Origin of the sequence: Pseudomonas asturiensis, from assembly GCF_900143095.1 — a bacterium.
Taxonomy (GTDB): Bacteria; Pseudomonadota; Gammaproteobacteria; order Pseudomonadales; family Pseudomonadaceae; genus Aquipseudomonas; species Aquipseudomonas asturiensis.
This window is the reverse complement of sequence record NZ_FRDA01000016.1, coordinates 90,839-102,834: the sequence shown is the minus strand read 5'-3', so window position 1 is coordinate 102,834 and position 11,996 is coordinate 90,839. Positions and strand designations below refer to the sequence as shown.

The following is an 11,996-nucleotide window of genomic DNA, read 5'->3' as shown; positions in this document are numbered from 1 at the left end:
TATTATCCGTCGCATTTACCCAGTACGGATCGTTCAATGTCTTCTCGCGAAATCCGCATCGCCACTCGCAAAAGCGCGTTGGCCCTCTGGCAGGCCGAATATGTCAAAGACCGGTTGGAGCAGGCGCATCCTGGCCTGATCGTGACACTGGTGCCGATGGTCAGTCGCGGCGACAAGCTGCTGGACTCACCGCTGTCGAAGATCGGCGGCAAGGGCCTGTTTGTCAAAGAACTCGAAACGGCACTTCTCGAAAACGAAGCCGATATCGCTGTGCATTCCATGAAAGACGTGCCGATGGACTTTCCTCAGGGACTCGGCCTGTTCTGCATCTGCGAGCGCGAAGACCCGCGCGATGCCTTTGTGTCCAACACTTACGCCAGTCTGGAGGCGCTGCCGGCAGGCAGCATTGTCGGCACCTCGAGCCTGCGTCGTCAGGCCCAGTTGCTGGCGCGGCGTCCAGACCTGAAGATTCACTTCCTGCGCGGCAACGTCAATACACGCCTGGCCAAGCTGGACAACGGCGAATATGACGCGATCATTCTCGCCGCTGCCGGCCTGATTCGTCTGGGCTTCGAAGACCGGATCACGCGCGCGATCAGTGTCGACGACAGCCTCCCCGCAGGCGGCCAGGGTGCCGTCGGCATCGAGTGCCGCAGTGTCGATGCGGAAATTCACGCCCTGCTTGCGCCGTTGCACCACGAAGACACGGCCGTGCGCGTGATTGCCGAGCGCTCCCTGAACAAACACCTCAATGGCGGCTGCCAGGTGCCTATTGCCTGTTACGCCGTGCTTGAAGGCGATCAGATCTGGCTGCGCGGCCTGGTCGGTGATCCTTCCGGTAGCCTGTTGCTTCATGCCGAGGCTCGCGCGTCGCAGACTGCAGCTCAGGCATTGGGTGTTCAGGTGGCCGAAGACCTTCTGGCGCAGGGCGCGGCGCAGATCCTCAAAGCCGTCTACGGCGAGTCCGGCGACGCATGAGCGCCTGGCGACTGCTGCTGACCCGCCCCGCCGAAGAGTCGGCGGCGGTGGCGAGTGTGCTGGCCAGCGCCGGTGTCTTCAGCAGCAGCCTGCCGCTGCTTGAAACCGAGCCTCTGACGTTGACGCCCGCTCAACGCTCGATCATCTTCGAGCTGCTCAATTATTGTGCGGTGATCGTGGTCAGCAAACCGGCCGCGCGCCTTGCCGTTGAACTGATCGACGAAGTCTGGCCGCAGCCGCCGATTCAGCCCTGGTTCAGTGTGGGCGCAGCGACCGGGCAGATACTGATCGATTATGGTCTGGATGCCCGTTGGCCCGAGCATGGCGATGACAGCGAAGCGTTGCTCGATTTGCCGCAGTTGCAGGCCGCGATAGCTGTGCCGGGAAGCCGGGTCCTGATCATGCGCGGCGACGAGGGCCGCGAGCTGTTGGCCGAGCGTTTGCGCGAGCAGGGCGTCATGGTTGAATACCTGCCGCTGTACCGCCGTTATCTGCCACAGTATCCGGCCTCGGCGCTGACCCGGCGTATCGAGTTGGAACGCTTGAACGGGCTGGTGGTCAGCAGTGGACAGGGTTTTGAACACTTGCTGCAGTTGGCAGGTGATGCATGGCCGGACCTGGCCGTTTTGCCGTTGTTTGTACCGAGCCCCCGCGTCGCCGACATTGCGCGTGCCGCAGGGGCTCTGAATGTTGTTGATTGCCGGGGCGCCAGCGCCGCGGCATTGCTGGCAGCGTTGCGGGGTCAACCTCAGCCTGCCGTCAGGGCGTATTGATCGACACCTTGTCGTTTACGCTATTACGCCAAAATGCAAAGGATGGGATACGTGAGCGAAACAGCCTTGCCTAAAGACGAAGAATCGGTCGTGAAGACGCCGCAATCCACGCTTGATCCTGTGCGGCCTGAGCGCCCGGTCAATCGCAACAGCGGGTTGGTGATCCTGGCGCTGCTGCTGGGCATTGCAGGTATCGCTGTCGCTGGCTGGGGTGTCTGGCAGTTACGTATGTTGCAGGCCGGGCATCAACAACAGCGCGGTCAGGTTCAGGACATTGCCGATCAAACGTTGGCCCTTGCCCAGAGCGATCAGCAACTGACGGCGCGCCTTGCTCAGTTCCCGCCTGCCGATCAACTTGAAGACAGCCGCCGTCTGGTCGCTCAACTGCAGGGCGACCAGCAGCGTCTGAGCCAGCGTCTGGAAACGGTTCTGGGTGCCAGCCGCAAGGACTGGCGTCTGGCCGAGGCCGAGCATCTGCTGCGGCTGGCCAGCCTGCGCCTGTCGGCGTTGCAGGACATCAACAGTGCCGAAGCCCTGGTTCAGGGCGCCGATGAAATTCTGCGCGAGCAGGATGATCCGGGCTCGTTCGCTGCCCGTGAGCAATTGGCCAAGAGCCTGGGGGCCCTGCGCAGTGTCGAGCAGCCTGATCGCACCGGGCTGTTCCTGCAACTCGCCGCGCTGCGGGATCAGGCCGTACAGCTCAACAAGCTGGCGCCCGAGTACGAAGACAAGGGCGAGTCCCTGTTGGGTCTGACCGCCGACAAGACCGAAGACAGTCAGTGGTCGCGCTGGTGGGACCAGATCTCCCATTATTTCCGCATCGATTTCAATGCCGACAAGGACATCCGCCCGGTATTGGCCGGACAAAGTCTTTCGCAGGTCCGCCTCGCCCTGAGCCTGACGCTTGAGCAGGCGCAGTGGGCTGCGCTCAATGGTGAGCCGCAGGTGTACGCAACCGCCCTGACGGAAGCCCGCAGCGTGCTGCAGGCCAATTTCAATCAGGATGATCCGCAGACCCGCTTGCTGGGTGAGCGTCTTGCCGCGCTGGCCGCGCAACCCGTTGCCGTCAAGACACCCGATCTGGCGCAGAGCCTGAGCGCGGTTCAGGCTTACCTTGAGCGCCGCCATGCAGCAGGCCAGCCGGTCGAGACGCAGCGGGGTACCAGCCCATGAAGCGCCTCTATGCAGTGTTGTTCATCGCCATCGTGGCGGCGGCGCTGATTGGCGTCGCCATCGCCGAGCATTCCGGCTATGTACTGATCGCCTACCAGAACTTCCGCTATGAATCGAGCCTGTGGGCCACGCTGGCACTGCTGGTCGTTGTCCTGCTGCTGATCGTGATGGTGCGTTGGCTGATTTATCTGCTGACAACGTCGGGACGTGTGGTCAACCCGTGGTCGCGCCGCAACCGTCGCCGCCGCATCCAGCTGGCGATCGAGCAGGGCCAGATGGACCTCGCCGAGGGGCGTTGGGCCAGTGCGCAGCGCCATCTGCATCGCGCTGCCGAAGCCGACACTCATCCGCTTCTGTACTACATAGGTGCCGCGCGTGCCGCCAACGAGCAGGGCCGTTACGAAGACAGTGACAGCCTTCTGGAACGAGCGCTTGAGCGTCAGCCGCAAGCTGAACTGGCCATTGCGCTGAACCACGCGCAACTGCAGCAGGACCGTGGCGACACCGACGGCGCATTGACGACGCTGCAGGCGATGAAAGAGCGCCACCCCCATAACCCGCAGGTACTGCGCCAACTGCAGCGGTTGTATCAGCAGCGGGGTGACTGGTCCGAGCTGATCCGCCTGATGCCCGAGCTGCGCAAGGACAAAGTCCTGCCGCCCAAGGAGCTTGCGGAACTTGAACGCCGTGCATGGGGTGAAAACCTCACGCTGGCAGCCTACCGAGAGGACGGCGAGAGTGCGCTGACCGGCCTGCCTTCGCTTGAAAAAGCCTGGCAGGGGCTGTCTTCCGCGCAGCGTCAGGAGCCGCAACTGGTGCTGGCGTACGCCGATCAGTTGCGTCGCCTCGGCGCCGATGCTCAGGCTGAAGAAGTGCTGCGCGCGGCACTCAAGCGCGATTACCACAGCCATCTGGCCCGGCTGTATGGCCTGGTTCGCGGCAGCGACCCGGCCCGGCAACTGCAGACCGCTGAAGGCTGGCTCAAGCATCATCCGGGCGATCCCAGCCTGCTGCTGAGCCTGGGGCGTATCTGCCTGCAAAGCCGGCTGTGGGGCAAGGCCCGTGATTATCTGGAAAGCAGCCTTCGGCTTGAGCGCAATCCTGAAACCTGTGCCGAACTGGCCAGGTTGCTTGCTCAATTGGGCGAGACGGATCGCAGCAACCAGCTCTTTCAGGAAGGCCTCGGTCTGCTTGATGAGCGCTTCCTTGCCCGCCCGTTGCCAGCGCTGACCAGCGGTTAAGCTGAATGATGAAAAGAGCCCTGTTTTTCAGGGCTTTTTTTCATGCAAGGCACCTGTGATTAAAGCCAGTCGGGGTGCTGCAGGAATATTCCTACGCAGGTGCGTCAATAAGCCGCACCGTCGCGTGTGTTGTTTCTTCATTTTGCAGCGACGTATCTGTACGGCATTGCCTTGAAAGCGGCGAGCCCTTTCCTCTACCGTTACGGCCTCGTCTTTTGTTACGGATTTGCCATGCACCTGGCTCGCACGCGTTCGTTGTTTTTTCTGGCATTCCTGACATGTGCATTGATCATTGCCGCTGTCCTGTATCTCCAGCATAGCGTTGGGCTTGAGCCCTGCCCGCTCTGCCTGTTTCAGCGCGCTTCGATGGTCAGTTGCGGCGTACTGACGCTGGCAGCCGCCTGCCATTCGCCCCGTGCAGATGGCTGGCGCCGGTATTGCGTGGGGTTGCTGGTGGTCGCGCTCACCGGGGTGGCCATTGCAGGGATTCAAGTGTGGCTGCAAACCGCTTCGGCCGAAGAGCTGACGCCCGTGATCGCAACGCTGCAACAGGGGCTCGACAGCATTGCGCCGGGCCGGTGGGGCGAGGGTTTGCGCGATGGCGCTGCGTTCTGTGCGCAGATCACCTGGTCGCTGTTCGGCATCAGTTTGCCCGAGTGGAGTCTGCTGGCATTCGTGGCCCTTGCCCTGCTCGCGCTTTACCCATTGCTGAGCGAATTGAGCCGCTGGATATCGGCCGAAAGTCGGGCCGACGATTAAACGCTTGTATGAACTTTATCTCCTGCGTACCTTGAAGGCCTGGTCGAGCGGGCATAATCTGGGCCGCACGCGTCATTGGAAGTATGCTGTACTGGCGCCTTCAACGGGCCAGGGCCTACAGATCGCCAAGGCCAGCACAAGGACCGCCTGCCCCTGAAGGGAAGAGAGAAGACCATGCTGGAAAGTTGTCAGAATGCTCAGGAACGCTGGGGTGGTGTCAATCTGTTGATTGATCGCTGGTTACAGGACCGCCACGAACTGATCAAGGCTTACGATGCGCTGGGCGACACGCCTGAAGCACTCGCTGCCGATCGCGCCGGACTGCAGAATTTTTGCGAAATTCTGGTTGATTATGTGTCGGCCGGGCACTTTGAGGTTTACGAACAACTGGGCGACGAAGCCCGGGCGTTCAATGACGAGCGTGGGCTTGAGCTGGCTGAAACCCTTTACCCGCGTCTGGATGTCATCACCAAGTTTGCGCTGGCTTTCAATGATCGCTGTGACAAAGGCGATTGCTCAGACTCCTCGGTGGTTGCAAAGGAGTTCAACCAGCTGGGTGGCTTGCTTCACGAGCGCTTTGAGCTGGAAGACTGCCTGATCGAAGTGCTGCACAACTCCCACAAGGAAGAGGTCGCCGCACAGGTTTGACCGCTTCGTGATCGTTGCGTGGGGTAGCGTTGCCAAGGGTGCTTTTGCACCCTTTTGCGTTTTTGCAGCGGCGGGTTATTGCGAGACTGCAATGAGCTCGATCTCGAACACCAGCGGGGTGAACGGATCGATCAGGTCGCCCGCGCCTTCAGCGCCATAGGCTTGATCCGAGGGAATCACCAGACGCCATTTTGCGCCCGTCGGCATCCCCTGCAGGGCGGTGGTCCAGCCGCTGATGACGCTGTCGAGCCTGAACCATTGCGGTTGTGTGCTCTGATCGAAGATCGTGCCGTCCGGCAAGCGACCCACATAGCGAACTTCCACCCGGCCGTTCACGTCCGGTTTCGGCCCGGTGCCCGGCGTCAGCTCGGTCATCAGAATGCCGTCGGCCAGCACCTTGACGCCAGGCTTGGCCTTCTCGCTTTCCATGAAACGCTTTTCCGCGCCCAGTGCAGCTTCGGTCGGCGCATCCGTGCCCGTGGTTTCCGCCTGGGCCATGGCCGCATCGTGCTCGCGCAGGATCTGATCGATGCGCTCCTGCTTGAGCGCCAGTGGTTTGCCCTGATAAGCCTGCTTCAAGCCGTCCACCAGTGCTTTGAGGTCCAGGTCAGGAACCTCCTGATGCAGACGTTCGCCAAGGCTGGCGCCCAGGCTGTAGGCAAGGTCGCGTGAATCAGTGTTTGGAGGGGTTTCAGTGGCCTGAGCCATGGGTAGCAAGAGAAACAACGACGTTAACAGGTAGCGCGACATGGATGCTCTCCGGCCTGGGAAGTCAGCGATTATGCCAGTGCAAGCGCCTGCCGTGACGGGTCTTGCCAGGTGAATTTCGTAACGCCCTTGAATCGGGCGTATTAATCATTTTGTGCAGTATGCAACAGGCCGCCTTTCATGGTGTCAAGATGCCCTAGCGGCGATGCGAGCAGAAGTCTAGTATGAGCCGCAATTTCGTCAGCCAGGAGGTAAGTCATGTCGGCCAAAAAGAAGCCAGTAAACACTCCGTTGCATTTGCTCCAACAATTATCGGGCAGCTTGCTAGAACATCTGGAAGACGCCTGTTCCCAAGCTTTGGCTGATGCCGAGAAGTTGCTCGCCAAGCTTGAGAAACAACGCGGAAAGGCGCAGGAAAAACTGCACAAGTCCCGCACCAAATTGCAGGATGCTGCCACAGCCGGTAAGGCCAAGGCACAGACCAAGGCCAAAGACGCCGTGTCTGAACTGGAAGAATTGCTGGACGCTCTCAAGGACCGTCAGACTGAAACCCGTACCTACATTTTGCACCTCAAGCGCGATGCCCAAGAAAGCCTGAAGCTTGCTCAGGGCATTGGTCGCGTCAAGGAAGCGGTAGGCAAGATCCTCACCACCCGTGACGCCAAGCCCGCTGCGCCCGCCAAAGCAGCAACTGCCAAGCCTGCACCCAAAGCTGCCGCCAAGTCGCCTGCTGCCAAGCCTGCCGCCAAAGCACCGGTGAAAACTGCCGCTAAACCGGTTGCCAAATCGGCTGCCGCCAAACCTGTTGCAGCCAAAACTCCGGCAAAAGCACCAGCAAAAGCAGCCGCCAAACCGGTGGCCAAGGCTCCAGCTGCCAAGCCAGTCGCTGCCAAAACGGCGGCTGCCAAGCCTGCTGCTGCGAAGGTCGCTGCGCCTAAAACTGCAACCAAGGCACCTGCTGCCAAACCGGCCGCAAGCGCCGCTGCCAAGCCGGTGGCCAAGGCTGCGGTGAAAGCGCCAGCCAAGGCCGCGGTAAAACCCGCTGCCAGGTCCGCCGCCAAGCCTGCTGCAAAACCTGCAGCTGCCAAGCCCGCTGCGACCGCGACACCTGCAGCCAAGCCTGCCGCTGCGGCTCCAACGCCAGCGGCCGCGCCTGCGCCAGCAGCGTCCAACGGCACGACACCCACCAGCGCTTCCTAAGGCTTAAGAGTGTCATCGGCCGCGATGCGCAGCACCTGCAGCGCATCGCGGCTTTTTTTCGCGTCCTGATCGACCAGCCCGTCCAGCCACGCGCTGACGTTCGGCTTTTCTCGGCGTGACCACGCCTGGACCAGCGTTTCGAGCCGACTCAGCAATTGCTGTTCAGCCTCCAGTTCCAGCGCTTTCACCTGGGCACGCAGCGCACTCAGCGACGCGTCCTGGCGTGCCGCCTCTCGCCATTGCATGCGCACCTCGCGCAGCGGCCGCACCACTTCATCGTGCCAGGGCGTCGCCAACTGTCCGATTTCCATCAATCGTTGCACAGTGCATTCAACGCCACGCACCCCCAGCCATACGCCGCACAATACTGCGCACACGTTGGCCCCGTTGGCTTGCAGCTCAAGACACGCCTGTTCCACGCCCGGTCGCGCGTAAAAATCCAGGGTGAAACTCCAGAGGTCTGTAGGCATAGTGATCTACCTGTTCGGGACGAAGCTGGTAGACTCCGCCGCCATTATGATTCGACTTCAAAGCCTTACCTTACAGCGTGGTCCGCAACGTCTGCTAGAAGACGCCGAGCTGACCCTGCACGCCGGCCATAAAGCCGGTCTGATCGGTGCCAATGGTGCCGGAAAATCCAGCCTGTTCGCGTTGTTGCGCGGCGAGCTTACGCCCGATGCCGGTGACTGTCTGTTGCCCGCTGACTGGCGCATCGCTCACATGCGTCAGGAGGTCGACACGCTCGAACGTCTGGGCGTGGACTACGTGCTCGATGGCGACGTGCGTCTGCGCGAGGTTCAGCGCCTGCTGGCCGAAGCCGAAGCGGCGCAGGACGGTGCCGCACAGGCGCGCCTGCACGCGGAACTCGACAGTGCTGACGGCTACACCGCCGATGCACGTGCCCGCAAGCTGCTGGCAGGCCTCGGCTTTACCAATGAGCAGATGGAACGCCAGGTCGGCAGCTTCTCCGGTGGCTGGCGCATGCGCCTGAACCTGGCGCAGGCTCTGATGTGTCCTTCGGACCTGCTGCTGCTCGACGAGCCGACCAACCACCTGGACCTCGACGCGATCCTGTGGCTCGAAGACTGGCTGAAAAGCTATCCGGGCACCTTGTTGCTGATTTCCCACGACCGGGATTTTCTCGATGCCGTGGTCGATCACATCGCCCATGTCGAGCAGCGCAAGATCACGCTTTACCGTGGCGGCTACAGTGCCTTCGAGCGCGCCCGTGCCGAACGTCTGGCCCAGCAGCAACAGGCCTACGAGAAGCAGCAGGTACAACGCGCGCACATGGAAAAATACATCGCGCGCTTCAAGGCTCAGGCCACGAAGGCGCGTCAGGCCCAGAGCCGGATCAAGGCACTGGAGCGCATGGAAGAGCTGTCCGCTGCGCACGTGGACTCGCCGTTCAACTTCGTTTTCCGCGAATCCGACAAGATATCCAGCCCGTTGCTGGACCTGTCCGACGCGCGTCTGGGTTACGGCGACAAGACCGTCCTGGAGAAGGTCAAACTGCAACTGACGCCGGGTGCGCGTATCGGTCTGCTGGGGCCTAACGGCGCAGGCAAGTCCACGCTGATCAAGAACCTGGCTGGCGAACTGGAACCTCAAAGCGGCCGACTGGTGCGCGGCGAGAACCTGACCGTGGGCTACTTCGCCCAGCATCAGCTCGATTCGCTGGACGCCAAGGCCACGCCTTTGCTGCACTTGCAGCGTCTGGCGCCGACCGAGCGCGAGCAGACCCTGCGAGACTTTCTGGGCGGCTTCGACTTCCGTGGCGCGCGTCTGGATGAGCCCGTGTTGAACTTCTCCGGCGGTGAAAAGGCGCGTCTGGCGCTGGCCTTGATTGCCTGGGAAAAACCCAATCTGTTGCTGCTCGACGAACCGACCAACCACCTCGATCTGGAAATGCGTCTGGCGCTGACCATGGCGCTTCAGGAGTTCGGTGGCGCGGTGCTGGTGGTGTCTCACGACCGGCACTTGCTCAAGAGCACGACTGACGATTTCCTGCTGGTCGCTGATGGCCGTGTTCAGGAGTTCGATGGTGACCTGGACGACTACACACGCTGGCTGGCTGACTACAGGTTGCGCAACGCGCCGGTCAGCAACACGCCGGTCAACGCCGACAAGACGGACAAGAAAGCCCAGCGTCAGCAGGCTGCGGCACTGCGTCAGCAACTGGCCCCGCACAAGCGCGAGGCTGACAAGCTGGAGCGCGATCTGGGCACGCTGCACGAGAAGCTCGCCAAGGTTGAAGAGGCCCTGGCCGACAGCGCCAACTATGACGCCGCCAGCAAGGACAAGCTGCGCGACCTGCTGGCCGAGCAGGCAAAGCTGAAAGTGCGTGAGTCCGAGCTGGAAGACGCCTGGATGCAGGCACTGGAGTTGCTGGAGTCGATGCAGGCCGAGCTGGAAGCCTTGTCGTGATGGAAATGCTGGGGTTGCCTGTTTCTGCGTACTGGGTCGAGCCGATTCTGCTGGGTGCGCAAATCCTGCTGATTCTCCTGGCGGGTTACGTGTTGCAACGCGTCGTCGGGCGTTTTCTGACCGGTCTGGGCGAGCGCTACCCATTGCCGCCCGAGCTTCTGGTTCCGGTACGTGGCGGTCTGCGCTGGTTGATCATGGGCAGTGCGTTCGTGTTTGTGCTGGGGCGCCTCGGCGTGTCGGCCACCGTGCTGTGGACCGCCTTGTCGGGCTTCGTTGCCGTCGCCGCTGTGGCGTTTTTCGCCATGTGGAGCGTGCTGTCCAACCTGCTCTGCGCGATTCTGATCTTCACCATCGGCCCGTTCCGTATCGGTGATCTGGTCGAGCTGGTCGACACCCTGGACAAGCCCGGCGTCAAAGGCCGGGTAGTCGCCATCAACCTGATGTTCACGACCCTGATCGAAACCCCGGAAGCCGGTGGTGCACTGGTTCAGGTGCCCAATAGCCAGTTCTTCCAGAAGTCGGTGCGTCGCTGGCGCGGGAGCGAACAGTACCCTCAGGCCGCCAGCCCGACTCCGCAAGACGAGCAGGATTAGAAATCAATAGTCACGGCGCGCGTTACGCACTAATTTAACGGGCATTGAACTTTGCTTGAGGTGCGTGATGGCGCTTGAAACGTGGCTGGGCTTTTTTGCGGCCTGCTGGATTATCAGTCTTTCCCCTGGTGCAGGCGCTATCGCCTCCATGTCGTGCGGCCTGCAATATGGCTTTCTTCGCGGTTACTGGAATGCGCTCGGTCTGCAAATCGCGCTGGTGGCGCAGATCGCCATTGTCGCGGCCGGGCTGGGCGCAGTGCTCGCTGCATCCGAACTGGCGTTCGCGTTGATCAAATGGTTCGGCGTGGCGTATCTGGTCTATCTGGGCATCAAACAGTGGCGGGCGTTGCCCATGGACCTGTCCAATGAGTCGGCTGTCCGCCCGGTCGGCAGTCCCTTGAGGCTGATTCTGCGAGGCTTTCTGGTCAACATCAGCAACCCCAAGGCGCTGGTGTTCATGCTGGCGATCCTGCCGCAGTTCATCGACCCTGCTGCGCCGTTGCTGATGCAATACGTGATCATCGCCGCCACCATGGTGGTCGTGGACCTGACGGTTATGGCGGGCTATACGGGGCTTGCGTCGAAGGTGCTGCGTGCGTTGAAGACACCCCGTCAGCAGCGTCGCCTCAACCGCACCTTTGCCAGTCTGTTTGTCGGAGCTGCCGGTTTTCTCGCGACATTGCATCGCGGCACGGCCTGATCAGCATTGCGCGAGCCGCCCATGATGAGCGGCTCGCGAATGCAGGTTGTCGCTAGCGCAGGATACGCGGCGCTTCGTCTCGGGGCAGGCTGTTCTGCGGTTGACGCTGCTCGGTGTATTCCACCTCGCCGCGCAGTTGCTCACGCAACTGGCGCGCCACGTCTTCGCCAATCGATTTGGACACGTCGCGAATCACGCGACCACGATTGAGCGAGACCTTGATGTCCCGACCATTCACCAGCTTGGTGTCCTGGCCTTCACCCATGGCGGTGAACGCCGAGGTGACTTCGTAGGTGCGGGTGTTGATCAGGCTGAAATCCGCCACCAGTGTCAGTGCCAGAATCGCCGAGTGGCTATCCGTGTTGGCGATCTCGCCGACGTCCTGCTGGAAGTCGATATCCGAGACCGTGCCGAACAGCACGTAGTCCGCGCCCTTGAAGTTGCCGTTCTTGATGCGCTTGATGACGTCGTAAACGTCTTCTTTCGAGCTGGCGGTGTAGGGCGTGCCCTGCACCAGCTGGAACATGCCGGACTTGAGAATCTCGCCCTTGATGTCGCCGCTGAACTTGCGCAGTTCGCCTTGCTCGATGTAGCTGGTGCGCGACTCGTACTCGTCATAGCTCGACGAGCCGCTTGCGCTGTAACGATTGGCCTGCAGGTTGGCGCGGGCCGAAACGGTGTGGATGTACTGCTCCACGCGCTCCTGAAAAGCCATGTCTGTCACTGCGATCTTCGGGGCAGCCTGCGCACCGAAGGCGCAGACCATGCCGATAATGCCAATCCATGCGCGCATCTG

General features: G+C 61.5%; 13 protein-coding genes. 10 read left to right on the top strand and 3 right to left on the bottom strand.

What is annotated here, in order from left to right:
* Positions 1-36 precede the first annotated feature (36 nt).
* From hemC to BUB69_RS22855, 6 genes are all read left to right on the top strand, one after another.
* A complete protein-coding gene (gene hemC, locus BUB69_RS22885) occupies positions 37-978 on the top strand; it encodes a hydroxymethylbilane synthase (protein ID WP_073170927.1) in 942 nt (313 codons plus the stop codon).
* The gene (locus BUB69_RS29235; RefSeq protein ID WP_073170922.1) at positions 975-1,751 is read left to right on the top strand and encodes a uroporphyrinogen-III synthase; all 777 of its coding nucleotides are present in this window, start codon (positions 975-977) and stop codon (positions 1,749-1,751) included. Before hemC ends, BUB69_RS29235 begins: the two co-directional genes overlap by 4 nt.
* A gap of 51 nt (positions 1,752-1,802) precedes the next feature.
* On the top strand, positions 1,803-2,924 hold the full coding sequence (locus BUB69_RS29230; protein WP_024695821.1) for a uroporphyrinogen-III C-methyltransferase: 1,122 nt from the start codon (positions 1,803-1,805) through the stop codon (positions 2,922-2,924).
* Entirely contained in the window at positions 2,921-4,165 is a 1,245-nt protein-coding gene (locus tag BUB69_RS22870) for a heme biosynthesis protein HemY (protein WP_073170915.1), read from the top strand. Before BUB69_RS29230 ends, BUB69_RS22870 begins: the two co-directional genes overlap by 4 nt.
* A gap of 231 nt (positions 4,166-4,396) precedes the next feature.
* On the top strand, positions 4,397-4,924 hold the full coding sequence (locus tag BUB69_RS22865; protein WP_073170912.1) for a disulfide bond formation protein B: 528 nt from the start codon (positions 4,397-4,399) through the stop codon (positions 4,922-4,924).
* Positions 4,925-5,098: 174 nt separating this feature from the next.
* Positions 5,099-5,572: an Rsd/AlgQ family anti-sigma factor gene (locus BUB69_RS22855; protein ID WP_073170905.1), complete on the top strand. Its 474-nt coding sequence runs from the start codon at positions 5,099-5,101 to the stop codon at positions 5,570-5,572.
* A 75-nt stretch (positions 5,573-5,647) separates the two neighbouring features.
* Here BUB69_RS22855 and BUB69_RS22850 read toward each other — a convergent pair whose 3' ends face one another.
* Complete coding sequence (locus BUB69_RS22850; RefSeq protein ID WP_073170902.1) at positions 5,648-6,322, bottom strand: FKBP-type peptidyl-prolyl cis-trans isomerase; 675 nt, start codon at positions 6,320-6,322, stop codon at positions 5,648-5,650.
* Positions 6,323-6,538: 216 nt separating this feature from the next.
* Between BUB69_RS22850 and BUB69_RS22845 the strand changes: the two genes are divergently transcribed.
* Positions 6,539-7,480 carry an AlgP family protein gene (locus BUB69_RS22845; RefSeq protein ID WP_073170899.1) on the top strand — a complete coding sequence of 314 codons (942 nt, stop codon included), beginning with the start codon at positions 6,539-6,541 and terminating at the stop codon, positions 7,478-7,480.
* Here the strand turns inward: BUB69_RS22845 and BUB69_RS22840 are convergent.
* The gene (locus tag BUB69_RS22840) at positions 7,477-7,950 is read right to left on the bottom strand and encodes a TIGR02444 family protein (protein ID WP_073170896.1); all 474 of its coding nucleotides are present in this window, start codon (positions 7,948-7,950) and stop codon (positions 7,477-7,479) included. The two genes, BUB69_RS22845 and BUB69_RS22840, sit on opposite strands and share 4 nt — an antisense overlap.
* A gap of 46 nt (positions 7,951-7,996) precedes the next feature.
* Between BUB69_RS22840 and BUB69_RS22835 the strand changes: the two genes are divergently transcribed.
* The 3 genes from BUB69_RS22835 (at position 7,997) to BUB69_RS22825 (ending at position 11,200) form a co-directional block, all read left to right on the top strand.
* The gene (locus BUB69_RS22835) at positions 7,997-9,907 is read left to right on the top strand and encodes an ATP-binding cassette domain-containing protein (protein WP_073171041.1); all 1,911 of its coding nucleotides are present in this window, start codon (positions 7,997-7,999) and stop codon (positions 9,905-9,907) included.
* Positions 9,907-10,500 carry a mechanosensitive ion channel family protein gene (locus BUB69_RS22830; RefSeq protein WP_073170893.1) on the top strand — a complete coding sequence of 198 codons (594 nt, stop codon included), beginning with the start codon at positions 9,907-9,909 and terminating at the stop codon, positions 10,498-10,500. Before BUB69_RS22835 ends, BUB69_RS22830 begins: the two co-directional genes overlap by 1 nt.
* Before the next feature lie 67 nt (positions 10,501-10,567).
* The gene (locus BUB69_RS22825; RefSeq protein WP_073170890.1) at positions 10,568-11,200 is read left to right on the top strand and encodes a LysE family transporter; all 633 of its coding nucleotides are present in this window, start codon (positions 10,568-10,570) and stop codon (positions 11,198-11,200) included.
* 52 nt (positions 11,201-11,252) lie between these two features.
* On the opposite strand, the gene BUB69_RS22820 is transcribed toward BUB69_RS22825, so the two are convergent.
* Positions 11,253-11,993, bottom strand: a complete 741-nt coding sequence (locus tag BUB69_RS22820; RefSeq protein WP_073170888.1) for a penicillin-binding protein activator LpoB — start codon at positions 11,991-11,993, stop codon at positions 11,253-11,255.
* Positions 11,994-11,996 lie beyond the last annotated feature (3 nt).

Coding starts and splice junctions, on each gene's coding strand:
- hemC (WP_073170927.1), top strand. CDS start 37: ATGTCTTCTCGCGAAATCCGCATCGCCACTCGCAAAAGCGCGTTGGCC.
- BUB69_RS29235 (WP_073170922.1), top strand. CDS start 975: ATGAGCGCCTGGCGACTGCTGCTGACCCGCCCCGCCGAAGAGTCGGCG.
- BUB69_RS22870 (WP_073170915.1), top strand. CDS start 2,921: ATGAAGCGCCTCTATGCAGTGTTGTTCATCGCCATCGTGGCGGCGGCG.
- BUB69_RS22865 (WP_073170912.1), top strand. CDS start 4,397: ATGCACCTGGCTCGCACGCGTTCGTTGTTTTTTCTGGCATTCCTGACA.
- BUB69_RS22855 (WP_073170905.1), top strand. CDS start 5,099: ATGCTGGAAAGTTGTCAGAATGCTCAGGAACGCTGGGGTGGTGTCAAT.
- BUB69_RS22850 (WP_073170902.1), bottom strand. CDS start 6,322: ATGTCGCGCTACCTGTTAACGTCGTTGTTTCTCTTGCTACCCATGGCT.
- BUB69_RS22845 (WP_073170899.1), top strand. CDS start 6,539: ATGTCGGCCAAAAAGAAGCCAGTAAACACTCCGTTGCATTTGCTCCAA.
- BUB69_RS22840 (WP_073170896.1), bottom strand. CDS start 7,950: ATGCCTACAGACCTCTGGAGTTTCACCCTGGATTTTTACGCGCGACCG.
- BUB69_RS22835 (WP_073171041.1), top strand. CDS start 7,997: ATGATTCGACTTCAAAGCCTTACCTTACAGCGTGGTCCGCAACGTCTG.
- BUB69_RS22830 (WP_073170893.1), top strand. CDS start 9,907: ATGGAAATGCTGGGGTTGCCTGTTTCTGCGTACTGGGTCGAGCCGATT.
- BUB69_RS22825 (WP_073170890.1), top strand. CDS start 10,568: ATGGCGCTTGAAACGTGGCTGGGCTTTTTTGCGGCCTGCTGGATTATC.
- BUB69_RS22820 (WP_073170888.1), bottom strand. CDS start 11,993: ATGCGCGCATGGATTGGCATTATCGGCATGGTCTGCGCCTTCGGTGCG.